At 63.4% G+C, this 21,490-nt stretch carries 22 protein-coding genes and 1 pseudogene; 13 read left to right on the top strand and 10 right to left on the bottom strand.

Annotation, left to right across the window (positions count from 1 at the left end; all coding sequences use genetic code 11):
* The first annotated feature begins 76 nt into the window (after nucleotides 1–76).
* The 8 genes from NKJ80_RS04450 (at nucleotide 77) to NKJ80_RS04485 (ending at nucleotide 8,042) form a co-directional block, all read left to right on the top strand.
* On the top strand, nucleotides 77–2,830 hold the full coding sequence (locus NKJ80_RS04450) for a DUF2339 domain-containing protein (protein ID WP_352497147.1): 2,754 nt from the start codon (nucleotides 77–79) through the stop codon (nucleotides 2,828–2,830).
* Nucleotides 2,831–2,877: 47 nt separating this feature from the next.
* Nucleotides 2,878–3,120: a type II toxin-antitoxin system VapB family antitoxin gene (locus tag NKJ80_RS04455; protein ID WP_023687289.1), complete on the top strand. Its 243-nt coding sequence runs from the start codon at nucleotides 2,878–2,880 to the stop codon at nucleotides 3,118–3,120.
* Nucleotides 3,120–3,536, top strand: a complete 417-nt coding sequence (locus NKJ80_RS04460) for a type II toxin-antitoxin system VapC family toxin (RefSeq protein WP_352497148.1) — start codon at nucleotides 3,120–3,122, stop codon at nucleotides 3,534–3,536. Before NKJ80_RS04455 ends, NKJ80_RS04460 begins: the two co-directional genes overlap by 1 nt.
* 162 nt (nucleotides 3,537–3,698) lie before the next feature.
* Nucleotides 3,699–4,217: an RNA polymerase sigma factor gene (locus tag NKJ80_RS04465; RefSeq protein ID WP_023670250.1), complete on the top strand. Its 519-nt coding sequence runs from the start codon at nucleotides 3,699–3,701 to the stop codon at nucleotides 4,215–4,217.
* Nucleotides 4,214–5,005, top strand: a complete 792-nt coding sequence (locus NKJ80_RS04470) for an anti-sigma factor family protein (RefSeq protein ID WP_023709777.1) — start codon at nucleotides 4,214–4,216, stop codon at nucleotides 5,003–5,005. Before NKJ80_RS04465 ends, NKJ80_RS04470 begins: the two co-directional genes overlap by 4 nt.
* Nucleotides 5,006–5,164: 159 nt before the next feature.
* The gene (locus NKJ80_RS04475) at nucleotides 5,165–6,262 is read left to right on the top strand and encodes a peptidase C39 family protein (RefSeq protein ID WP_023820178.1); all 1,098 of its coding nucleotides are present in this window, start codon (nucleotides 5,165–5,167) and stop codon (nucleotides 6,260–6,262) included.
* A gap of 5 nt (nucleotides 6,263–6,267) precedes the next feature.
* Nucleotides 6,268–7,731 carry a RimK family ATP-grasp domain-containing protein gene (locus tag NKJ80_RS04480; RefSeq protein WP_023692866.1) on the top strand — a complete coding sequence of 488 codons (1,464 nt, stop codon included), beginning with the start codon at nucleotides 6,268–6,270 and terminating at the stop codon, nucleotides 7,729–7,731.
* 38 nt (nucleotides 7,732–7,769) lie between these two features.
* On the top strand, nucleotides 7,770–8,042 hold the full coding sequence (locus NKJ80_RS04485) for a DUF3303 domain-containing protein (protein WP_023670254.1): 273 nt from the start codon (nucleotides 7,770–7,772) through the stop codon (nucleotides 8,040–8,042).
* 13 nt (nucleotides 8,043–8,055) lie between these two features.
* Here the strand turns inward: NKJ80_RS04485 and NKJ80_RS04490 are convergent, their stop codons facing one another.
* Complete coding sequence (locus NKJ80_RS04490; protein WP_023731426.1) at nucleotides 8,056–8,955, bottom strand: LysR substrate-binding domain-containing protein; 900 nt, start codon at nucleotides 8,953–8,955, stop codon at nucleotides 8,056–8,058.
* Between the two features lie 87 nt (nucleotides 8,956–9,042).
* On the opposite strand from NKJ80_RS04490, the gene NKJ80_RS04495 reads away from it, so the two are divergent.
* A complete protein-coding gene (locus NKJ80_RS04495) occupies nucleotides 9,043–9,960 on the top strand; it encodes a fatty acid desaturase family protein (protein ID WP_352497149.1) in 918 nt (305 codons plus the stop codon).
* Nucleotides 9,961–9,972: 12 nt separating this feature from the next.
* Here the strand turns inward: NKJ80_RS04495 and NKJ80_RS04500 are convergent, their stop codons facing one another.
* Nucleotides 9,973–11,139, bottom strand: coding sequence for an amidohydrolase (locus tag NKJ80_RS04500; RefSeq protein ID WP_352497150.1), 1,167 nt, complete (start codon nucleotides 11,137–11,139; stop codon nucleotides 9,973–9,975).
* Between the two features lie 87 nt (nucleotides 11,140–11,226).
* On the opposite strand from NKJ80_RS04500, the gene NKJ80_RS04505 reads away from it, so the two are divergent.
* Nucleotides 11,227–12,075, top strand: coding sequence for an AraC family transcriptional regulator (locus NKJ80_RS04505; protein WP_352497151.1), 849 nt, complete (start codon nucleotides 11,227–11,229; stop codon nucleotides 12,073–12,075).
* Here the strand turns inward: NKJ80_RS04505 and NKJ80_RS04510 are convergent.
* From NKJ80_RS04510 to ygfZ, 3 genes are all read right to left on the bottom strand, one after another.
* Nucleotides 12,044–14,176 carry a putative bifunctional diguanylate cyclase/phosphodiesterase gene (locus NKJ80_RS04510; RefSeq protein ID WP_023670259.1) on the bottom strand — a complete coding sequence of 711 codons (2,133 nt, stop codon included), beginning with the start codon at nucleotides 14,174–14,176 and terminating at the stop codon, nucleotides 12,044–12,046. The two genes, NKJ80_RS04505 and NKJ80_RS04510, sit on opposite strands and share 32 nt — an antisense overlap.
* A gap of 67 nt (nucleotides 14,177–14,243) precedes the next feature.
* Nucleotides 14,244–14,882, bottom strand: coding sequence for an HD domain-containing protein (locus NKJ80_RS04515; RefSeq protein WP_023670260.1), 639 nt, complete (start codon nucleotides 14,880–14,882; stop codon nucleotides 14,244–14,246).
* Nucleotides 14,882–15,742 (bottom strand): CAF17-like 4Fe-4S cluster assembly/insertion protein YgfZ, encoded by an 861-nt coding sequence (gene ygfZ, locus NKJ80_RS04520; RefSeq protein ID WP_023832482.1) that lies wholly within the window; start codon nucleotides 15,740–15,742, stop codon nucleotides 14,882–14,884. The genes NKJ80_RS04515 and ygfZ overlap by 1 nt, the downstream gene beginning before the upstream one ends.
* A gap of 82 nt (nucleotides 15,743–15,824) precedes the next feature.
* Here ygfZ and NKJ80_RS04525 point away from each other — a divergent pair, with 82 nt between their 5' ends.
* Both NKJ80_RS04525 and NKJ80_RS04530 read left to right on the top strand, forming a co-directional pair.
* Nucleotides 15,825–17,156 carry a dihydroorotase gene (locus NKJ80_RS04525; RefSeq protein WP_023816815.1) on the top strand — a complete coding sequence of 444 codons (1,332 nt, stop codon included), beginning with the start codon at nucleotides 15,825–15,827 and terminating at the stop codon, nucleotides 17,154–17,156.
* Nucleotides 17,157–17,395: 239 nt separating this feature from the next.
* The gene (locus NKJ80_RS04530; RefSeq protein WP_023816816.1) at nucleotides 17,396–17,773 is read left to right on the top strand and encodes a hypothetical protein; all 378 of its coding nucleotides are present in this window, start codon (nucleotides 17,396–17,398) and stop codon (nucleotides 17,771–17,773) included.
* Between the two features lie 41 nt (nucleotides 17,774–17,814).
* Here NKJ80_RS04530 and NKJ80_RS04535 read toward each other — a convergent pair whose 3' ends face one another.
* The 4 genes from NKJ80_RS04535 to NKJ80_RS04550 all read right to left on the bottom strand — a co-directional run bounded on the left by NKJ80_RS04535 (nucleotide 17,815) and on the right by NKJ80_RS04550 (nucleotide 20,164).
* Nucleotides 17,815–18,618, bottom strand: a complete 804-nt coding sequence (locus NKJ80_RS04535) for a hypothetical protein (protein ID WP_023824157.1) — start codon at nucleotides 18,616–18,618, stop codon at nucleotides 17,815–17,817.
* Nucleotides 18,619–18,724: 106 nt separating this feature from the next.
* A complete protein-coding gene (locus NKJ80_RS04540; RefSeq protein WP_023673564.1) occupies nucleotides 18,725–18,982 on the bottom strand; it encodes a hypothetical protein in 258 nt (85 codons plus the stop codon).
* 328 nt (nucleotides 18,983–19,310) lie between these two features.
* Nucleotides 19,311–19,688: a TIGR02301 family protein gene (locus tag NKJ80_RS04545; RefSeq protein WP_023705383.1), complete on the bottom strand. Its 378-nt coding sequence runs from the start codon at nucleotides 19,686–19,688 to the stop codon at nucleotides 19,311–19,313.
* Between the two features lie 68 nt (nucleotides 19,689–19,756).
* Complete coding sequence (locus NKJ80_RS04550; protein WP_023753097.1) at nucleotides 19,757–20,164, bottom strand: NUDIX hydrolase; 408 nt, start codon at nucleotides 20,162–20,164, stop codon at nucleotides 19,757–19,759.
* A gap of 125 nt (nucleotides 20,165–20,289) precedes the next feature.
* Between NKJ80_RS04550 and NKJ80_RS04555 the strand changes: the two are divergent.
* Nucleotides 20,290–21,049, top strand: a pseudogene (locus NKJ80_RS04555) (SOS response-associated peptidase).
* Nucleotides 21,050–21,187: 138 nt separating this feature from the next.
* Here the strand turns inward: NKJ80_RS04555 and NKJ80_RS04560 are convergent.
* Nucleotides 21,188–21,343, bottom strand: a complete 156-nt coding sequence (locus NKJ80_RS04560; RefSeq protein ID WP_023673568.1) for a hypothetical protein — start codon at nucleotides 21,341–21,343, stop codon at nucleotides 21,188–21,190.
* Nucleotides 21,344–21,490 lie beyond the last annotated feature (147 nt).

The raw sequence follows: 21,490 nt of genomic DNA on the forward strand, positions 1-21,490 counted from the left end.
CTTGAATAGCCGTCTGGGGTGGCCGTGTGGCCGCCGCAATTGTCAGTGAAAACTGGCCTGGTTTGGGGGAACCGCGATGTTTGAAAGCCTGATTGGCGCCGTCGTCGTTATCGTGCTTTTTGTCCTCGTCTTGCGCCAGCAGGGCCGCGTCAGTCTGATCGAGCGCGAGCTCGGAGCGCTGCGCAGCCTGGTTCTGTCCGGCGTGCATGCGACACCGCCCGTTGCCAAACCGGTCGAGCAGGTTGCAAGCGCACCGGCGGATGCCGCTCAGGCCACCGCACCAGTTGCCGACATAGCTTCGCCAACAACAGCCGACGCGGCACATGCCCAGGCACCGGCCGCCGAAGCCGATGCGGCCACCAGCGAGGCCGTGCCAGAACTGTCGGCCGCGGCCAAGGCGGCATTCACCGGATCCGCGCCTGCCGCCACGGCGAAGGCAGCCCGCCAGTCAGAGGTCGAAACGGCGCTCGGCACCCGTTGGGCGGTCTGGGTCGGCGGCGTCGCGCTGGCCCTGGGCGGCCTGTTCCTGATCCGCTACACCATCGAGGCCGGCATTTTCGGCCCTGAAGTGCGGCTGTCCCTGGCGGCGCTGCTCGGCCTGGTGCTGATCGGCGGCGGCGAGTTCATCCGCCGCACCGGCTTCAAGGTGCCGGTGCAAGGGGCTGCAGGCGCCTATATTCCGGCGATCCTGACGGCTGCCGGCGCCTTCATCCTGTTCGGTACGGTCTATGCCGCGCATGCCATTTACGGTTTCGTCGGGCCGGCCTTCGCCTTCACCGTGCTCGGCGCCATCGGCGTGGCGACCATTGTCGCCGCCCTCGTCCACGGCCAGGCCCTGGCCGGCATCGGTCTCGTCGGCTCGATGGCGACGCCGGCGCTTGTGTCCTCGCAGGCGCCCAACCCATGGGCGCTGTTCGTCTACCTGGCGATCGTGCTTGCCGCTACAGCCGTGATCGCCCGCATTCGCGACTGGAAATTCCTGATTGCGGCGGCCTTCTTCGGCACCGGCGCCTGGACCATCGTCTACATGATGAGCACGCTAGTCGCCGACCTTGCCGTCATCCTGTTCATCGACGCGGTGACGCTGGCGGTGCTTGCCTTTGTCTGGCTGGGCACACGTGACAGCGAAGCGGAGACGGCGAAGACCGGCTTCGACTGGCCCTCTATCGTGCCAGGCGTTTTCGTTGCGTTTTCAGCGCTAGGCCTGTCCGTCGACACGACGCTGGTCGCCGCCGGTGGCGCCTTGCCGGGCGCCTTCGTCCTCGTCGCCCTTGTCGCCACCGCACTCTACCGGCCGCGCGCGCTGCCGCTGCTGCATGCCGCCGGCGTGGTGAGCGTGATGATCCATCTCGGCATCATTCCGCCCACCACCATCGGCTCCGACATAACCCAGGGGAATATCGGCTTTGACGGCATGCCGGTGGCGGCCGGAAATCCGTTGACGCTGCGCATCGGCATTGCCCTCGGCCTGGTTTTCATCGGCGCCGGCTTCTGGGCCGCACGCCGCTTCGCCGCCTCAGCACGGGTCCGCGCGGCATGCTGGGCGGCATGGGGCGTCGCTGCGCCGCTGCTTATTCTGCTGACGCTGTGGCTCGCCTACGGCAATCTCGACCGCGACCTTGTCTACGCAGCGATAGCTGCCCTTCTGGTTGTTGTCTTCGCTGCCGGTGGCGAATGGATCGCGCGCGCCGAACAGCCGCCGCTCAAGGGCGACATTGCCGTCTCCTTCGCGCTTTGCGGCTCGGCTCTGGCCGGCCTGCTGATGCTGCACATGGCCTTCGGATCCGGCTGGACGACCATTCTTGCCGGCGTTGCCGCCATCGTGCCGGCGCTGGCGACGCGTTGGCGTTCTTATCCCGTGCTGGGCTGGATTTCGGTCGGCGCGGTCGCCGCCGTGCTCGGCCGCGTCGCCTTCGATCCGACCATCGTCGGCGCCGAGTTCCTGACGACGACGCCGGTGTTCAACTGGCTGCTGCCGGGATACGGCGTGCCGGCGCTGGCCTTCGGCTTTGCCGCCTGGCAACTCGCCCGCACCACAAATGACCGGCCGCGCCTGGCCATGGAAGCGGGTGCAGCCCTTTTCGCGCTGCTCACCGTTGCCATGCTGGTGCGCCACGCCATGCATGGTGGCGTCATCGACACCGGCCCGGTGACGCTCGCCGAACAGGCGATCTATACGCTGATCGCCATCGGCGCCGGCGCAATACTGTTGGCGATCGACATGCGCTCGCCAAGCTCTGTGCTGCGCTACGGCTCGATGGCCGCCGGCGTGCTCTCGGTCGCCTTCATCGTCCTCCAGCATTTCCTGGTGCTCAATCCGCTGTTCACCGACGAATCGACCGGCCAGATCCCGGTGTTCAACCTCTTGTTCCTGGCTTACCTGTTGCCGGCCATAGCCGCCGGCGGGCTGGCGCTCTATGCCAGGGACAAGCGGCCGCCATGGTATGCGCAGATGCTGGCGGTGGTGGCGGCATTGCTTGTCTTCGCCTACGCCACACTGTCGGTCAGGCGCGTGTTCAAGGGCGAGTTCATCGGCCTGTGGAGCGGCCTCGGGCAGCTCGAGACCTACACCTATTCGGCGCTCTGGCTGATCATCGGCGTCGTGCTGCTGACCGCCGGCGTCTGGCTGAAGTCGCAGGTGCTGCGCATTGCCTCGGCGGCGCTGATCGCGATTGCCGTGGTAAAAGTCTTCCTGTTCGACATGTCGGAACTGGAAGGCGTGCTCAGGGCGCTGTCCTTCATCGGTCTTGGCGCCGTGCTGATCGGCATCGGCCTGTTCTACCAGCGGCTGCTGACGCGGGCGGCGAGGGAGGCCAACGCTGCAACTTGAGGTGATATACGAGATGGAATATATGAATATCCAACGGAGGATATTCGATGCCGCTCTATATCCGCGACGACGAAGTGGATGCGCTGGCCAGCAGATTGCAACGCGAGACGAACGCTCCGAGCAAAACGGAGGCGGTGCGGGTCGCGCTCGTGCACGAACTTGAGCGCAATCGGGCGAAGGTGCCGCTGCGCGATCGGATCGCCAGTCTTCAGGACAGGGCCAGGAAGCTTGGCCTGCCCAATCCCGATTTCGATATGAAGAAGTTCACCGACGAGCTGTGGGAAGACTGATGTTTGTCGACGCGTCGGTGATCGTCGCCATTCTCAACCAGGAACCTGGGTGGGAGGAATTGCTGAAGCAGCTATCCGGTTTTTCCGGGCGGGTCTGGGTTTCTCCGTTGGTTCACTTCGAAGCAACACAGGCATTGGCACGGGCTGGCGCCGGCCCGCGCAGACCCAGCGCTGAAGCCCTTCTCCATGCCCGCGATCTGATCGATGAGTTCATTGTGGAGATCATGGGAGAGAGTCTGGCCATTGACGACAACATCAGCTCTCGGGCCATTGACGCGAGTGCCCGTTACGGCAAAGCCGTTGGCCACAAGGCGGATCTGAATCTCGGGGACTGTTTTGCTTACGCCTGCGCGAAAAGCCGCGATCTTCCACTGCTATACAAAGGCCATGATTTCGCGCAGACCGATTTAGGATAATTCGGCCCTCTTGTTGATTGCGGGGAATAATTTAGCCGATCACCTCGTTATCTCAGTGCTTGGGTGACCGGGGCGGCAGACCGCTTCGCGCTGGCCGCTTGCGCCGCGCCGGGAAGGCGCGTTCAATCGGGTTAAACAAGGGCGACCTCAGAACCAGCGGTCATGGACGAAAAGAAGGCAGCAATCCTTGGCGAAATACCGCGCTTGCGCCGCTACGCACGCTCGCTTCTGCGCGACCGCGAATCCGCCGACGATCTCGTCCAGGATTGCCTCGAACGAGCGCTCTTGCGGCTTGAAAGCTGGCAGACAGGAGAAAGCCCCCGGAGGTGGCTGTTTACGATCATGCATCATTTGTTCATCGATCAGATGCGCAAGGTGAACCGGCGCGGTGAGGCGGCGATCCTGCCGCTTGACGCAAACGAGGCGCAGGCAGTCCCCGCCGAGCAGGCGGAGAACGCCGCCTCGCGCGAGATCATCGACGCATTGCAGGCGATCAGCCCCGACCGTCGCGCCGCTCTCGTCATGGTCGCCATCGAAGGATTCTCCTATGCCGAAGCCGCCAACATTCTCGGCGTGCCCGCCGGCACGCTGATGTCGCGCATAGCGCGCGGACGCGAGGAGCTGCGCAGCCTGCTCGATGACACGGCGCGCCGCCGCTCGATAAGGATCGTCGAGAAATGACCCGCCGCGATTTTTCCGAACGCGATATCCACATGGCTCTCGACGGCGAGCTGCCGGGCGACGAGCGCGCCGCCTACGACGCCTGGATCGACGCCAATCCCGAAATGAAGGCCAAAAGCGCCCGCTACACCGCCGACCGCACCGCGTTGCGCGCCGCCTTTGCCGGTGTGCTCGACGAGCCCGTGCCGGTGCTGTTCAAGCAGATCGTTAGCGGTGAAGGCGCGACCAAAGCGGCGGCGCGGCAGTCGCGCTGGTGGCTTGCGCCCGCGGCGGCCGCAGTGCTCGTCATCGGCGGTCTTGGCGGCTATTTTGCCGGCATCGACGGCATCGGCAGGGAAGATGGCGCCGATGACCAACTGGCCGAAGAGGCGATCGCCGCCCATGTCATCTATGCCGCCGAACAGCGCCATGCGGTGGAAGTGCCGGCAAGCGACAAGGATCACCTGCAGACCTGGCTGTCCAACCGCGTCGGCCTGAAACTGGTGGCGCCGGATCTGGTGGCGGAAGGCTTCCAGCTGGTTGGCGGCCGGCTGCTGCCCGCCGGCCAGGGCAAGGCAGCGATGCTGCTTTACGAGGACGCCAAGGGTCAGCGCATCTCCTTGTTCGTTACCGCTGATTCCTCAGCCAAGTCCAAGGGCACCTACATGGCCGAGGCCGACGGCCCCGAGGCGGTCTACTGGCTGGACAAGGGCTATGCCTGCGCCGTCGTCGGCTCGCTGCCGCGCGAGCAACTGGCTGCGGTCGCCAAGCGGGCCTACGGTCAGCTTCTGGCTGGTATCGCCAGTTAAGCGCATTCCGTTTCGGGAATGCGCCGGGGTAGAAAGTGTCACAATTCGGCCCTATTCGAAGTGCGATAGCGCTTGATGGATATCGGCGTTTCGGCTGATGTTTGCGACGTTTTTGACTGCGGTCTTTTCCTCCACCCAATCGAGGTTTTCCAAACCCGCATGCCTGCCGAGATTCGCAAGGCCCGCGCGTCCGACGTCGATGACCTCGCCGCCATCGAGAAGGCGGTCTTTTCCAGTGACCGCATTTCCCGGCGCTCCTTCCGCTTGTTGATCGAACGCGAGACAGCCGAGATGCTGGTCGCCGAAAGCGATGGTCGTGTCGCCGGCTACGCCATCGTGCTGTTTCGCAAGGGCAGCGGCGTCGCCCGGCTCTATTCGCTTGCCACCAGCCCGTTTTTCAGCGGCCGCGGCTTTGGCCGCATGCTGCTTGCAGCGGCCGAAGAAGCTGCCTTCGAGCACGACCGCATGATGTTGCGTCTCGAAGTGCGCGAGGACAATCTTCGCGCCATTGGCATCTATGAGCAGAGCGGCTACCGCAAGATCGGTCGCGAGCCTCACTATTACGAGGATGGCGCCACCGCGCTGCGCTACGAAAAGACCTTGCGCGGCGATATTCCGGTCGCCACCAAGGTCCCATTCTACCAGCAGACCTGCGAGTTCACCTGCGGTCCATGCTGCCTGATGATGGCGATGGCCAATTTCGATTCCGGCTTCGTGCCCGATCCGGTCATGGAAATCCGCCTATGGCGCGAGGCAACGACCGTGTTCATGATGTCCGGCCCAGGCGGCTGCGAGCCCTTCGGCCTTGCGGTTTCCGGCTACGAAAGCGGGCTTGCGGCGGAAATCTTCGTGTCCTTCTATGGCGCGCTGTTCTTGCAATCGGTGCGCAGCGACGACAAGCGCCGGGTGATGGAACTTGCCCAGGTGGACTTTCGCCGCCGCGCGGAACTTTACGGCATCCCGGTGAATTTCCGTCCATTCACCATCGACGATATCCGCGGCGCCCTGGCTCAGGGAAAACTGGTGCTGGTGCTGATCAGCGGCTTCCTGATGTTCGGCAAGAAGGTGCCGCATTGGGTGCTGGCTATCGGCGACGATGGCGACCACATCCTGATCCACGATCCCTGGGTCGAGGACGAAAGACAGGAGACCATCCTCGATGCCGCCAACATTCCCGTGCCGCACGGCATCTTCATGAACATGGCGCAATTCGGCCGCGACGGACTGCGTGCTGCCATCACTCTTGGGAAACGCTGATAACAATGACCTGGGTCATCCTCACCGGCCGTCAGAACGATCTCGACCCGGCGGCGACGCCGCACAAGATCATCACCAACCGTGACTATCTTGCGCATCCGGCGCTGTTTCGCGGCCAGCAGCCGAAGGTCATCAACCTGTCGAACAATTACGCCTACCAGAGCCGCGGCTATTATGCCTCTCTGCTCGCCGGTTCGCGCGGCCACAAGGTCATCCCGACGGTCGAGACGATGATCGACCTGTCCGAGCGCAAGCTCTACGAGCACGCGCTGCCGGAACTGGAGCTGGCGCTCAACAAGTGCCGCAAGGATCTCGGAGGCGTTTTCCCGCAAAAAATCTGCATCTTCTTCGGCATCGGACCGTCGAAGGTCTGGGACCGCTTCGCCAAGCTGTTGTTCGACTGGTTCCGCGCTCCGGCGCTTGAGGTTCACATCAAGGACAGCGCCGAATGGGCTTCGATCCGCAAGATCGGCTTCCTGCCGCTGGCCAGGATGGCCGAGGAGGAAGAAGCCTTATTCGTGCAGGCGCTCGAGACGTACACCAACCGCGAGTGGCGCGACACCAAGGGCCGCACGCCGGCACGCTACACCTTCGCCACGCTGGTCGATCCGCATGAGGAACTGCCGCCGTCGGAGATTTCCTCGCTGCGTTACTGGGCCAAGATCGCCGAAAAGATGGGCGTCGAAATCGAGCCGATCACCAGGAAGGACCTGGCCAAGCTCGCCAATTACGACGCGCTGTTCATCCGCGAGACCACCTCGATCTCAAACCACACCTACCGCTTCGCGCGCCGCGCCCAGCAGGAAGGCATGCCGGTGATCGACGACCCGCTGTCGATGATCCGCTGCACCAACAAGGTCTATCTCAACGAACTGATGGCCTACAACAAGGTGCCGGTGCCGCCGACGGTGATGATAGCCGGCACCTCGGACCTCGAACTGGCGGCGCAGACGCTGGGCTTTCCGCTGGTGCTGAAGATCCCGGATTCATCGTTCTCGCGCGGCGTCAAGAAATGCGGCAACTTCGAAGAACTGAAGACGCTCGCCACCGAGTGGCTGGAGGATTCCGATCTCCTGATCGCGCAGAAATTCATCCCGACCGAATATGACTGGCGCGTCGGCGTGCTCGGCGGGCAGCCGCTGTTTGCCGTGCATTATCTGATGGCGAAAAAACACTGGCAGATCGTCAACCACAAGGCCAGCGGCAAGCCCGACCAGGGCGGCATCAAGACCTTCACGCTGAAAGAGACGCCGCCGCATGTCGTCGACACCGCGGTGAAGGCGGCGCGCTGCATCGGCGACGGGCTTTACGGCGTCGATCTCAAGGAAACCAAGGATGGCGTCTTCGTCATCGAGGTCAACGACAATCCGAACCTCGACCATGGCTGGGAGGATTCCGGCGAAAAGGACGAAGTCTGGGTGCGGCTGACGCAATGGTTCCTGGAGCGGCTGGACCGTCCCGGGCGTTAGTTTGCCGTCCCGGGCGGTAATTCAACCGAGCGGGAAAAATGCAGTTCATCGTCATCGAGGATTTCACCGGCTGCGACCGCAAGGAGATCTACCGCCGTTTCGGCGAGCGCGGCAGATTGAAGCCGGACGCGCTTGTCGTGCACCACTCCTGGATCGCGGCTGATATGAGCCGCTGCTTCCTGCTGGTCGAGGCCGATGACGTCACGCTGCTGCAGCGCTGGGTCATCGAATGGTCTGACCTGGTGGAGTTCGAGATCATTCCCGTGGCGACGAACAAGGACATGGTCGCCGCACTGGCCGGCCATCTCTGAGCAGTTCGGTCCATCAGCCGAGCACCGGCGAACCCACCGACCGCCGGCATTCCTCAATCAGCCAATTGCGAAACGCCGCCACCAGGTCGCGCCTTGCACTGCGTTCCGGGATCGTCAGGCAATATGGCTGACGCAGCGCGATCGATAGGGCATTAGCCCGGACCAAACGGCCCTCTTCCAGCGCCCCGGCGCAATAAATGCCTTGCGCCAGCGCCACGCCCAGCCCTGAAATGGCAAGGTCGAGCGCTGCCCGCGACGAGTTCGCCGACAGGCCGCGCTGCACTGCGCGGCCGGGTTCTATGCCCGCCGCCTCGAACCAGGTGCGCCAAGACGGAAACGACGCGCCGGTCGGTCCCCAGTCGGTGTGAATCAGTGGCAGGCCGGCGAGGCTGTCGGTTTTGGCGGTGAGTTCTGGCGCGCAGACGGGGTAGACGGCGTCCCTGACAATGTCTTCGGTCGGGTGTTCACGATAGTGCGGGCCGAAGGACAGCCGGATGTCGATCAGTTCGCGGTCGAACGGCACCGGATCGTCATCGCCGCGCAGGGATATGTCGACGGCGCCGTGGCTGGCCACAAAGCCGGCGAGACGTTCGGAAAGCCAGCCCATCGCCATGGACGGCGGCACCGATATGACAAGCCGCGGGCGGAAGGCATCGCTGCCACGCGCGATGCTGCCGATCTCCCGAAAAGCCAGGGTCAGCCGGGGCAGCATCTCGACGCCGGCTTCCGTCAGCACCACGCGGCGGTTGACGCGATGGAACAGTTTTCGACCCATCTGCTCCTCGACGGTGCGAATGAGCTGGCTGACCGCAGCCGCCGAGATCGAGAGCTCATCCGCCGCTGCGGCGAAACTCCCCGAGCGCGCCGCCGCCTCGAAGGCTTGAAGTCCTCTCAGGGAAGGGAGCGCGGTCATTGGGTGATCCGATAGGTAAGGTCAGCTTATCTGTGTCGCAGAAATCCTCGTCTTTCGAAAGCTTTCTTATTCGAGTAGCTTGGTGCCATGACCGTATCGGCCCAGTATGAACCCAGAGACCATCGCGACGTCATCGCGTTCCTGACCAATGAGCAGCGCAGCCGCCTGACCGGCAAGTCGGACGAGCCGGGTCTGGTCCAACTCGCCTTCCATCTCGGCGCGATTGTGGCTATCGGCGGGCTGATTGCGGCCAAGGTGTCGTACTGGCCGCTGTTGATGTTGCCGCAAGGCATTCTTATCGTCTTCCTGTTCACGCTGCTGCATGAGACGGTGCACAGGACGGCGTTCGAGACGCAGTGGCTCAACGATGCCGCCGCAAGGGTCTGCAGCCTGGCGATCGCGCTGCCCGCCGACTGGTTTCGCTATTTCCACTTCGCCCATCACCGTTTCACCCAGGATCCCGAGAACGATCCGGAACTCGCCTTCCCGAAACCGGAGACGATGCGGCAATACATTGTCCACGTCTCGGGCCTGCCGGTGTGGTGGGGGCATTTGCAGACACTCTACACCAACGCGATTGGCGGCTGCCACGACAGCTACGTGCCGCCGAAAGGCCTGCCCAAGGTGCGCACTGAAGCCCGCGCCATGATCGCTTTCTATGTCGTGGTCGCCGCGCTAGCCCTGTGGTTCGAGGCAAGTGTACTGCTCTATGTCTGGATCGTGCCGGCGCTGCTCGGCCAGCCTTTCCTCAGGCTCTATCTGCTGGCTGAGCATGGCCGCTGCCCGCTTGTCGCCAACATGCTGGAAAACACCCGCACCACGCTGACCAACTGGCTGGTGCGCAAAGTCGCCTGGAACATGCCGTATCACGCCGAGCACCACGCCTATCCCGGCGTGCCCTTCCATCAGCTGCCGGCCTTCCACCAGCTGATCGAGCGCCATCTCAAAGTCGTCGAACCCGGCTATGTCAGCTTCCACGAGAAATACGTCGAGACCTTGCGCTGAGGCGCTCGGCCGTCAGCGTAGCGTCTGCTCAACGAGCGTGACGAAATAGCGGAGCACGGTGGGGACGATGGCGTCGTTGAAGACATAGCGATCGCCGTGCAGCCCTTCGCCCGGTCTGACCGCTCCTGCGCCGACCCAGGCATAGCAGCCGCCGGCTTCGCGGACCATGTAGGCAAAATCCTCGCAGCCGAGGCTCGGGTTGAATGCGGTCTCGACTTGCTCGCGGCCGACAACCGCGGTTGCCGCCTGGACGGCTTGGGCCGTCGCGGCTGACGTGTTGACCAGCGGCGGGTAGCCTTTCTTGTAGGCGAGCTTGGGGGTGAGGGCATGCGCCGACGCAATGCCTTGCGCGATATCGCCGATCAGCCTTTCGCAATGGTCCGACAAAGCGGGCTCGAAGAAGCGGCAGGTTCCCTGCAGCCAGACCTTGCCCGGCACGATGTTGCCGACATTGCCGCCATGGATCTGCGTGATCGAGACGACCAGCGCCCCCTGCGGGTCGACCGAACGGCTGACGATGCGCTGAACGGCTTGAACGAAGGCGCCGGCCGCAAGCACGGGATCGTCGCCAAGCTGCGGCATGGCGGCATGTGCGCCGGTCCCTTCGAAGGTCAGTTCGAAAGTGTCGACGGCCGCCATCATCGACCCGGCACGGGCCGCGATCTTTCCGAGCGGCAGCCCCGGCCAGTTGTGGACGGCGTAGACGGCTTCCACGGGGAAGCGCTCGAACAGTCCGTCCTCGATCATCCGCATGCTGCCGCCTTCATTTTCTTCCGCCGGCTGGAAGATGAAACAGACGGTGCCGTCGAAGGCTCTGTTGTCGGCGAGCAGCTTGGCGGCGCCGAGCAGCATCGCGATGTGCCCGTCGTGGCCGCAGGCATGCATCACGCCGTCTTTTTTCGACGCGTGGGGCAGTCCGGTCTTCTCCAGCACGGGCAAGGCATCGAGTTCGGCCCGAAGCCCGATGGCGCGCACGCCTGGTCGTCCTCTGAGGACGCCAACCACGCCGGTGCCGCCTATGCCTTCATGAACCGCGTCGAGCCCGAAGGTGCGCAGCTTGTCGGCGACGAAGCGCGCGGTCTCATACTCTTGGAAACCGAGTTCGGGGTTGGCGTGGATGTGATGCCGCCATTCCACCACCTGCGGGGTGAGGGCGGCGATGGGGTCGTTGTGCAGCATTGCGCTCTCCTTGCCGACCGTCGTAAATTCGGCCTTGTGCCAGCACGTAAAGGTTTTGCGCCGGCAGCGTCTTGAACAGGATTGACCGTGTCTGGAATTCAACAGCCTCAGGAGACGACGCAGTTCTGGCGTCATCCGCGCTTTCGCGATCTTGGCATGCTCAAGGCGCGCTTCACGCGGCATCGCTACCAGCTGCACACGCACCCCACCTATGTCGTCGCCCTGATCACGCAAGGGTGCGAGCGTGTCCGCATCGGCAACGAGACTGTCCTTGCGCCGTCGGGCACGGTTCTGCTCGTCAATCCGGAGATATGGCATGACGGCGAGGCGGGCGCCGACCAGGGCTGGGCTTACCGCACCTTCTATCCCTCGGCCTCGCTCGTGGGTGCGATCGCGGACGAACTCGGGCAGGATCGCGCGCCGCTGTTTTCACAAGCGACCGTCGATGATGCCGATCTCGTCCAGGCAGTAGGCGTCGCGCACTTGGCTTCGACATCGGGTGATGCCACGAGCGCCGAAACATCCATGCTGATCGCCTTGCGCAAGCTCATCCTGCGCCATGGCGATTGGGGCGGCCGGCGGCGCGAGGCGGTCGAAAGCTTCGGATCGAAAAGCCGGCTCCGGGTCTATGAACAGGTCATCGAAGACGATCTGAACTCGGACCTCGATTTGCAGCGGCTCGCTGAAGCCGCAGGCGTGACGCGCTTTCAAGTTATCCGCGATTTCAGGAAAGTGCTGGGTCTCACCCCTGCTGCCTTCATCCGTGACCGCAGGCTGCGCCGTGCCGATCTGCTGATCCGGCAAGGTTCAGATCTCGCCGGTGCCGCCTTTGCGGCCGGCTTCTCCGACCAAAGCCATCTCTCGCGCACCTTCCGCGCCGCGCATGGAATGACGCCGGGGATGTTCAGGCGCGCCGGGACGCTGCCCTCGTCTTGAGAAGTCGAGCCATGTCGGCGGCCTTTGACGGCATGCCGATCAGAAAGCCCTGCGCCTCGACGCAGCCAGCCTTGCGCAATATGTCGAGCTGCGCTTCGGTCTCGACGCCTTCGGCGGTGACGGTGATGCCAAGTTCGGCACCAAGCCCGATGATCGTGCGCACGATCGCCGCCGTGTCCTTGTTGTCGATATCGTGGATGAAGGAGCGGTCGATCTTGATCTTGTCGACGGGAAAACGCCTGAGATAGCCGAGCGACGAATAGCCGGTGCCGAAATCGTCGAGCGCGATGCGGATACCGAGTTCGCGCAGCTGCCTCAGCGTCTTCAGCACCGTCTCGCTCTCATCCATCAGCACGGTCTCGGTGATTTCCAGTTCGAGCCGGCTGGCCGGCACACCGGAAACGGCCAGCGCCGAAATCACGCTGCGGGCAAAGTCGGCGCTTCTGATCTGCACTGCCGAGACATTGACGGCGATGCGCATTCCAGGCGGCCAGCCGGCGGCCACGCTGCAGGCCTGTTTCAGCGCCCATTCGCCCAGCGGAACGATCAGCCCGCTGTCTTCGGCGGCCGCGATGAAATCGTCGGGCGCCACCAGGCCGCGCGTCGGTGAATTCCACCGCATCAACGCTTCGGCGCCGACGATCTTGCCCGACGCGATGTTGGTGATCGGCTGGAACTCCAGCACGAACTCCCGCCGTTTCAGTGCCGTCTCGAGATCGGTTTCGAGCGCCAGGCGCGCCCGCACCAAGGCATCCATGCCGGGCTCGAAAAAGCGGTAGACGTTGCGGCCTTCGCTCTTGCCGCTGTAAAGCGCCATGTCGGCGTTCTTCAAAAGCGTGTCGGCGTCCTTGCCGTCACCGGGATACAGCGCGATGCCAAGGCTGATGCCGACATGCATGTCGCGGCCCTTGTCGCGAAACGGCTGGCTGACGACAGCGACGATGCGTTTTGCCAGTTGTTCCGCATCGGTGGCGCCTTTGGGATTGAACTGCAGGATGGCGAACTCGTCGCCACCGAGGCGGGCGACCACATCGGTGTCGCTGCGCAGGCTGTGCCGCAACCGCTCCGCCACGCATTTCAGCAGCCAGTCACCGGCCGGGTGTCCCCAGGTGTCGTTAACGGCCTTGAAGCGATCGAGGTCGAGCGAGAAGATCGCCAACGGTGTATCGCCGGCCATCGCCTGGTCGAGCCGTTCGCGAAACATCGAGCGGTTGGGCAGGTCGGTCAGCGTGTCGTAATGGGCAAGGTGGCTCATGCGCTCTTCGGCGCGCCGGCGCTCGGTGATGTCTTCGAAGGTCGCCACCCAGCCGCCACCGGCAAGCGGCCGGCGCGCAACCAGCAGCGTTCGGCCATCGGCAAGGCTGCGGTCTGTCGAACGCTCCTCACCGGCCTGCAGGCTGGCTCTGGTGTTGGCGATCTCGCCGTCAATGTCCATCGACGGATAGATGCGCAGTCGCACCATCTGTTCGAGCAGGGCGCGCTGGCTCATGCCGAGCGGGAAGTCGTCAGGCGTGACCTTGTAGAGGTCGAGGAAGCGCTGGTTGCGCACGATCAGCGTGCCTTCGGCGTCGTACATCAACAGGCCTTGCGACATGTTGGCGAGCGCCGCATCGAAGCGGCGGTGCTGCTCCTTCAGTTCCTGCTCGGCCCGCCTTTGCTCCGTAATGTCCTCATAGATCGACACCCAGCCGCCTGAGGCCAGCGGCCGGTGCGTGATGGAAACGATACGTCCGTCCGACAGTATTTCCTCGTAGGTCGAGGCTTGCGCGCGCTCGATATAGGGCTTGCGGATGGCATACAGGTCTTCGGCGCTCTGTGAGGCGACACCGATGTCGACGCTGTGCTTTAGAATGTCCAGGAACGCGATGCCGGGCCGCACGATCTTCGCGTCGAGGGAGAAGATGCTGATATAGTTGCCGTTGCAGATGATCATCCGCTCGTCGGCGTCGAACATGCACAGCCCGTGCGACATATTCTCGACGGCCGCCGAAAAGCGCTCGTTCTGGTGGCGCAGTTCGTCGGCGATCTGCCGTGGCGCGGCGACGCCTCCGGCTCCCCGTCTGCGGACGGGCGAACCACCCTTGACGTGCGCAACGGACATGAGGCGTGCCTGCTGACCGTGATCGAAACCCGGTACTGTGGTTACCGCTGGTTAATTTAGCGTATGTTCACTGCGCCGAATGCACGGCAACCGTTGCCTGGCGTTGCTTTTCAAGCGTTGCGTAGCGTTTGAGGAAGGCAGCTTGCGCCGAGGTCACCGAGTGCGGCTTAAAGTCGAAGCGGTCGGCATTGAACCCGCGCGGCCGGCCGAAGAACTCGGTTGCTTCCGCGGTCGAGAAACCGGCAAGCAGCGTCGCCTCGTAATAGGCGGCGATCTGGTCGGCGCGCTTGATCTCCTTGCGCAAGCCGACGCCGAGTTCGGGCGGCAGCGAAAAGCGCTGATGGATGGCGCGCTGGAGACGCAGCTCACACTCCTTGTAGGAGCCGCCCATTACCGATTTGAACGGCGAGATCATGTCGCCGATGACATATTCCGGCGCGTCATGCAGCAGTGCTGCCAACTGAGCGTTGGCCGAGGCGTCCGGCTGCAACTCGCTGAACAGCGCCTCGACCAGCAGCGAATGCTGGGCAACCGAAAAGGCGTGATCGCCGCGGGTCTGGCCGTTCCAGCGGGCGACGCGGGCAAGCCCGTGGGCGATGTCGGAGATTTCGATGTCGAGCGGCGAGGGGTCGAGCAGGTCGAGCCGCCGTCCCGACAGCATGCGCTGCCACGCGCGCGGTGGCGCTCCGACGCGATCGGCAGCCATCAGGCATCCTCCGCGCCGATGGCTTCCCTGGGAAAGCTGAACTGCGCCCAGGCCGGGATGGCGAGCGAGACGGTGACATCACCGGCCAGTACCGGCTGGCCAGCGTCGAGCGCCGCCTTGACCCGGTCGATGCGGGCAATGGTGAGGCCGGCCGTGCCCGCGGTCGAGCCGAGCGTGCCGACCGGCCGCCCCGCAACCGTCAGCTCCGAGCCCGGCGCGGGCAAGGCATGGTCGGCCGAAACGATCAGCACGCGCCGCCTGGCGGTGCCGCGATGCTGCATGCGCGAGACCACTTCCTGGCCGACATAGCAGCCTTTCTTGAAGCCGACGCCGCCGGTCTCGTCGAGCAGCACGTCGTGAGGGAAGGCATCGCCGAGCTGATAATCGGGACCGCTTTCGGCAATGCCGTTGGCGATGCGGAGCGTCTGCCATGCAGCCGGATCGCCACCTAGGGATGCGCCGCCATAGGAACGGCTCACAACCACATCGCGGAAGCGGGCATCGGCAAGTGTCGTTGAATCAGAAGGTGAGGCGCTTGAATCATCGCCCCACGCAACCGTCACAAGCACTTGATCCTGCTTCGCGATCTCGGCCTTGGCGCGCAGCTTGTAAAGCATCAGCCGGCGCAGGAAGTCGTCTGCGACGTCGGCACGGCAATCCAGCCGGAATCCGTCCTCGCCGCTACGCGAGATCAGGAAATCAAACAGGATCTTGCCTTGCGGCGAAAGCAGCGCACCGGGTTTTGCCGCACCGGCGCCCAGCGTGTCGAGGTCGGTGGTGAGGATGTTCTGCAAAAAATGCTCGGCATCCGGGCCTGACACAGAAATGAGAGCGCGGTCTTTGAGCAGGGCAAAAGGCATGGGCGGCAAAGAACCTGATCTTGCAAAACGGTCGGCCTTTACGTAAGCCGACGATACTCCCCCCGCAAGAGACCGAACGCCCATGGCCACCACCTACGACCTCATCCTGACAGGCGGCACGGTGGTCAACCATGATGGCGAGGGCGCGCGCGATGTCGGCGTCAAGGGTGGTCGCATCGTCGCAATGGGCGATCTTCGCCAAGCTTCGGCCGGCGAAGCGATCGACTGTCGCGGGCTGCACGTCCTGCCAGGCGTCGTCGACAGTCAGGTGCATTTTCGCGAGCCGGGGCTGGAGCACAAGGAAGATCTGGAGACGGGCTCGCGCGCGGCTGTGCTGGGCGGGGTCACCGCCGTCTTCGAAATGCCCAACACCAATCCGCTGACCACCAGCGAGGCGGCGCTTGCCGACAAGGTGCGCCGCGCCACCAGCCGGATGCATTGCGACTTCGCCTTCTGGGTTGGCGGCACGCGCGAGAATGCCGATGATGTCGGTGAGCTCGAGCGGCTGCCGGGTGCTGCCGGGATAAAGGTGTTCATGGGCTCGTCCACCGGCGACCTGCTGGTCGAGGACGACGAGGGTGTCGCATCGATCCTGCGCAACACCCGCCGCCGTGCCGCCTTTCACTCGGAGGACGAGTTCCGGCTGCGCGAGCGCCTGGGCCTGCGCGTCGAGGGCGACCCGTCATCGCATCCCGTCTGGCGCGACGAGATCGCGGCGCTTCGCTGTACCGAGCGGCTGGTGCGCATCGCGCGAAACACCCGCGCCCGCATCCATGTGCTGCATATCTCCACTGCCGAGGAAATCATCTTCCTCCAACAGCACAAGGATGTCGCCACCTGCGAGGCGACGCCGCACCATTTGACACTCGCCTCCGACGACTATGCGCGGCTGGGCACGCTGATCCAGATGAATCCCCCGGTTCGCGCGGCCCGCCATCGCGACGGCGTCTGGCACGGCATTGCGCAAGGCATCATTGACGTGCTCGGCTCCGATCACGCCCCGCACACGCCGGCCGAGAAGGCAAAGCCCTATCCGGCCTCGCCGTCTGGCATGACCGGGGTGCAGACGCTGGTGCCGATCATGCTCGACCATGTCAATTCAGGCCTGCTGACCCTGCAGCGCTTCGTCGACCTCTCCAGCCACGGCCCGCAGCGCATCTTCGGCATGGCCAGGAAAGGCCGCATCGCCGCCGGCTACGATGCCGATTTCACCATTGTCGACCTCCAGCGGCGCGAGACCATCACCAATGCGCAAGCCGGCTCCAGGGCCGGCTGGACGCCCTATGACGGCAAGGAAGTCACCGGCTGGCCGATCGGCACCATCGTGCGCGGCCGTCGCGTGATGTGGGAAGGCGAGATCGTCACGCCAGGACAGGGCAGGCCGGTGGAGTTTTCCGAGGCGCTGCCGGCTTAGGCGGCCGGATAACGAACCACCATACGTGTCCTCGGCTACGGATCCCCGTTCGACCGCCAGGCGGGACAGGCCAATACCGCGGCGTATTTACTAACCAAAGCGGTGCATTGTTCTGCCAAATCCGTCACTCTCTTTGTTTGGACGCAATTCAGACGGAAAGCCGTTTCACACTTTTCCTGGAATTACTCTGGAAAGCATCCGGCAAGACAGACTCTAATTCTCGTTTATTGGGGGGAATTATGCTCAGATATATGTCCGCTATCTTGATCATTCTGGGTATGACTGAAGTTTCGGCAAATGCCCTGGATACCCCGAAGCAGGGTGTGTCTGAATTGAGCGGATCGGAATTCAACTACTCTATAATCGACCTGGGTTCGAACAAGAGACGCATAGAGGTCATTCATAACAGAGAAAAGTATGATGGGCCGCTGGCGGAGATGTCGTTCCGAGATCGGCATCTGCAAGTTTTTGGAATGGTGGCGAGATTGATCAAGGGTAGTTGCCAAAATGGCGTCAGCGCCCTGGGGAGTATAGCCGTAAGCAGGGATCCTGAACAAGACGAGGATCCCGACGCTGAGCATCCTCAAATTTTCACTTGGGAATACAGTTGTAAATAAGCGCCTCAACCGCGCAGGAGAGACAGCTATTCGCCGGCCGTTCAATCCCCGGCGACGAAAAACGTCCACTGCCCGGTGGGCGTAATGCCGACGCGGTAGAAGATGTAGGCTCCGAACTGCTTCATGTCGTCATAGTCGCCGGCGGTGACGATCTTGAACAGTTCGACCCGCTGCCTGGCGTTGAGCTTGTCCAGCGGCAGGGCGAAGAAATACGGCCAGACATAGAGTTCCTGCGGTGTGCCGACGTCTACATGGACATAGCCGGCATTGAGCACCTCTTCCAGGATGGCGAGGATTTCCTGACCTTCCTTGTCGCCCGATAGCCCTTTCAGGAAGGCGATCGGGTCGCCCTCGATTTCGCCCAGCGACAATTGGGTCATGGTGTCGCCCTTGCCGATCAGCGGCCGCAGCTTCTCGATGTCGCCGCTGACGCAGGCCTCGACCATCAGATCGCGCATGCGCCTGACGGGCTCGGGCAATTTGGAAAGGTCATAGACGACTTCGGGCACCGGCGCTTCTGGATCGGCACGCGGGTTGGCCACGCCGCCATCGTTGGCGGGGGCTTCCGGTTGGCTTTGTCCGGGCTCCGTGGGCGATTTCGGCTGGCTGGCGGCCGGTGGCGCCGTGCCGGGCAGATCGGGCATTGGCACTGAATTTTCAGACGGCGCCGTCTCACCATTGGCTGGTGGCCCGGCAGGAACTGGAAGCTCCTCGCGCTTGATCTCGCTCAACGCGTAGGCAGGGTTGCTGGTCAGGACAAACGCCAGCGGACCCGCGGCGCAGGAAGCGGCAAGCCAGATGCTGAGGGCCACGCCGCGAGGCCGGCCTGACATCGAAAAATTCACCGCTTGCCTCTCCTCGGGCCTAGGCTCTTCAGGCATGATGCCCAAACGGCGCGCCGTCGTCAAAGAACCGGTAAGCTGGCGATGCACCCTCTGAGACGCGCGCCGCCTAGTGCCGAAACCGCTCCGGCTCGAAGGCGCCGGCGATCACCTTTTCACGCATGCGGTCGAGCAGGGCAAGGGCCGAGGTCTCGCCATTGGCTCGCAGCATCTCGCCGAACGCGGTTTCAAGCGCTGCCTCGGCGATGATTTCAGGTTCTATGCCGGCCGACAGACCTTCCGCCCAGGCCTCGCTATGGCTTTCCACCGCGGTCAGGCGCTTTTCTTCCCTGACAAGCGCGTCGATGTCGTTGACGCCATGTTCCATTTGCGATGTCCACCTTTTCAAGCGGCGGTCCGACGGGTCGGATCCGGCTTGGGCTGCCCCTATCTCACGCAGGCTAAGTAAGTATCTGTAAATACGACATTTTTTTGATCGTCTTTACAAACTTCGTCGCCTGCGTTCGGTCCGATTCAAACTTAGCCGATTAGACCGGTGAGCGGGATGAAAACCTTCAGTTTGAGTTAATTCCGCATTCGCGCGCTAACGTTTCGTTAATACTGTTGCGCAAGTGCAACACCAAGATTGCATCAACGTGCCGTGGATACAAGGCGGGTGCTCGAAAAGGCGTTGGCTAAACGCCGTCTGGCGCTCGTCAGTTGCCGTAACGCGAGGCGATGTCGCGCGACAGCGTCTCGCCTTCCTTCATGTAGCGGCTGATGGCTTCGGTCGCTGACGGCGTGCATTGGGTATAGGTGCCGCCGAAGGAACGGTAACCGCGGTTGAAGCTGGCGATGAAGCGGGCACGCCGCTCCGGATCGGGATTTTCCGAATCGATCAGCTTTTCCATCTCGGTGCGCCACTGGTCGCCCTTTTCGCCGCACAGATTGCGCAGGAAATGCAGCGACCCCAGCACCTCGGCCAGTCGCATCAGCCCGGGCTCGAACGGCGACTCGGCGGCCAGCGCCGGCTGCACGGCAAAAGCCGTGGCGGCGGCGATGCATGCGGCAAGGAACAGCGAGGTGCGGGTCATAAGTCTATCTGACGAAACATTTTGTCGCCTGCAAGGCGATTCTCGGAGCGGGCAGATATGGGCCTGCTTCAGGCCAAAAGCTCTTCAGCCACCTCCATGACGTCACCCGCGAGCGGCAGCGTCGCCATTTCATCAAGACTATAGAAGGCGGCGGTCTCGGCATCGTCGCTGGCCGTCGCTTCGCCGCCGGCATAAACGGCGCCGAACACGGTCAGCAGATAGTCGACCGGGTGATTCTCGCCGCTGCCGTCGATGTGGATGTCGCGAAGCGGACGATAGTCCTGCGCCCGCAGCCCGGTTTCCTCCAGCAATTCGCGCGACGCTGCTTCTTGCAGCGTCTCGCCGGGCTCGACCTTGCCGCCGGGAAAGGCATAAAGCCCCTGCGACGGCGGCCGCGCCCGTTTGACCAGCAGCACCGTCCTGCCGCGCACGACGGCGACCGAGACTGCGGGAAGTGTCTTGCGCTGCTCGTTCATCGATCTCGTTTCGCCTATGTGAGGCCAAACCCTTGTGGACCGGCTGGCAGCGAGCAGCTTTAGCGGTTGCGCAGCGCCGGTTCCATCGCCACGTTCGCGATCGGATCAATTCATCGAGCTTTCCCATGTGCGGACGCTTTGCCCTGACGGCCACGCCGGACCAGACCGCCGCCTTGTTCGGCCTGGCGGAGCTGGAGGATTTTCCGGCCCGCTACAACATCGCGCCGACGCAGCCGGTGCTAATGGCGCTGTCGGGGCCGCCGCGCATGCCGGGCTCGAATTTCCCGGATCGCCAGGCGATGCTGGTGCGCTGGGGGCTGGTCCCCACCTGGGTCAAGGACACCAGGAAATTTCCGCTGCTCATCAACGCGCGTTCGGAAGGCGCTATTGAAAAAGCCTCGTTCAAAGCCGCCATGCGCCATCGCCGTGCCTTGGTGCCGGCCTCCGGCTTCTATGAGTGGCAGCAATCCGGCAGCGGCAAGAAGGGCCAGCCCTACTGGATACGGCCGAGGCATGGCGGGTTGATCGCCTTTGCCGGGCTGATCGAAACCTATGCCGAGCCGGGCGGTTCGGAAATGGACACCGGCGCTATTCTTACCGTCAACGCCAATGCCGGCATCGCCCATATCCATGACCGGATGCCGGTGGTGATCGCGCCTGAAGATTTTGCCCGGCTGGCTGGACTGCCGCACGCTCGAACCGCGCGATGTGGCCGACCTGCTCAAGCCCGCGCTGCCCGATTTCTTCGAGGCAATTCCGGTCTCCGACCTCGTCAACAAGGTCGCCAACATCGGGCCGGAGATACAGGACATGGGCATCGTCGAGCCCGGCAAGGTCAGGCGCCAGAAGCCCGGCGCGGACGACAGTCAGATGACGCTGTTTTAGAGCGCGCTCCCAAGAAGCCAGGTCCGGTCTTCGGGAAGAACCTGCTCAATAGGAAGAGCTGTTGTTTTCAGGCGCGCTATGGGCGCCTCAGCCTTCCGTTCCGGCGCACGCCTTGTCGGCGGCCGGCACGATGCCTGTTCAGGCAGCGCGGGGCGAAGTGATTTTCGGCGCCGGCTTTTTATTCTTCGCGGTATGGAGAAGGGCGGCGACGATCGCGGCCGGGCCGATCGCACGGTAGTGGTTGGCGAGCGCCGGTTGCTTGGCGCGGCTCGATTCCTGCTTGGTTCGTGACATCGATCTCTTCCCTGGTAACATTTCCGTGTCTGCGTTTGCCGGCCGAATCTGACCGAATCGTGACCTATGGTGGACTAGCCGGCGAATGTTTCATGACTGTGCCGACATGTTTAATAAAATGTTTCAGCGGCTCCTGACCTATGATCC

Source organism: Mesorhizobium sp. M0030 (genome assembly GCF_040323695.1).
Classification (GTDB): Bacteria; Pseudomonadota; Alphaproteobacteria; order Rhizobiales; family Rhizobiaceae; genus Mesorhizobium.

Bases quoted from the DNA above. Each gene is read 5' to 3' on its own strand.
- NKJ80_RS04530 (WP_023816816.1), top strand. From the start codon at position 17,396: ATGCTCAGATATATGTCCGCTATCTTGATCATTCTGGGTATGACTGAA.
- NKJ80_RS04495 (WP_352497149.1), top strand. From the start codon at position 9,043: ATGACCGTATCGGCCCAGTATGAACCCAGAGACCATCGCGACGTCATC.
- NKJ80_RS04550 (WP_023753097.1), bottom strand. From the start codon at position 20,164: ATGAACGAGCAGCGCAAGACACTTCCCGCAGTCTCGGTCGCCGTCGTG.
- NKJ80_RS04475 (WP_023820178.1), top strand. From the start codon at position 5,165: ATGCCTGCCGAGATTCGCAAGGCCCGCGCGTCCGACGTCGATGACCTC.
- NKJ80_RS04485 (WP_023670254.1), top strand. From the start codon at position 7,770: ATGCAGTTCATCGTCATCGAGGATTTCACCGGCTGCGACCGCAAGGAG.
- NKJ80_RS04560 (WP_023673568.1), bottom strand. From the start codon at position 21,343: ATGTCACGAACCAAGCAGGAATCGAGCCGCGCCAAGCAACCGGCGCTC.
- NKJ80_RS04540 (WP_023673564.1), bottom strand. From the start codon at position 18,982: ATGGAACATGGCGTCAACGACATCGACGCGCTTGTCAGGGAAGAAAAG.
- NKJ80_RS04545 (WP_023705383.1), bottom strand. From the start codon at position 19,688: ATGACCCGCACCTCGCTGTTCCTTGCCGCATGCATCGCCGCCGCCACG.
- NKJ80_RS04500 (WP_352497150.1), bottom strand. From the start codon at position 11,139: ATGCTGCACAACGACCCCATCGCCGCCCTCACCCCGCAGGTGGTGGAA.
- NKJ80_RS04515 (WP_023670260.1), bottom strand. From the start codon at position 14,882: ATGGCTGCCGATCGCGTCGGAGCGCCACCGCGCGCGTGGCAGCGCATG.
- NKJ80_RS04465 (WP_023670250.1), top strand. From the start codon at position 3,699: ATGGACGAAAAGAAGGCAGCAATCCTTGGCGAAATACCGCGCTTGCGC.
- NKJ80_RS04480 (WP_023692866.1), top strand. From the start codon at position 6,268: ATGACCTGGGTCATCCTCACCGGCCGTCAGAACGATCTCGACCCGGCG.
- NKJ80_RS04450 (WP_352497147.1), top strand. From the start codon at position 77: ATGTTTGAAAGCCTGATTGGCGCCGTCGTCGTTATCGTGCTTTTTGTC.
- NKJ80_RS04510 (WP_023670259.1), bottom strand. From the start codon at position 14,176: ATGTCCGTTGCGCACGTCAAGGGTGGTTCGCCCGTCCGCAGACGGGGA.
- NKJ80_RS04455 (WP_023687289.1), top strand. From the start codon at position 2,878: ATGCCGCTCTATATCCGCGACGACGAAGTGGATGCGCTGGCCAGCAGA.
- NKJ80_RS04490 (WP_023731426.1), bottom strand. From the start codon at position 8,955: ATGACCGCGCTCCCTTCCCTGAGAGGACTTCAAGCCTTCGAGGCGGCG.
- NKJ80_RS04460 (WP_352497148.1), top strand. From the start codon at position 3,120: ATGTTTGTCGACGCGTCGGTGATCGTCGCCATTCTCAACCAGGAACCT.
- NKJ80_RS04525 (WP_023816815.1), top strand. From the start codon at position 15,825: ATGGCCACCACCTACGACCTCATCCTGACAGGCGGCACGGTGGTCAAC.
- ygfZ (WP_023832482.1), bottom strand. From the start codon at position 15,742: ATGCCTTTTGCCCTGCTCAAAGACCGCGCTCTCATTTCTGTGTCAGGC.
- NKJ80_RS04470 (WP_023709777.1), top strand. From the start codon at position 4,214: ATGACCCGCCGCGATTTTTCCGAACGCGATATCCACATGGCTCTCGAC.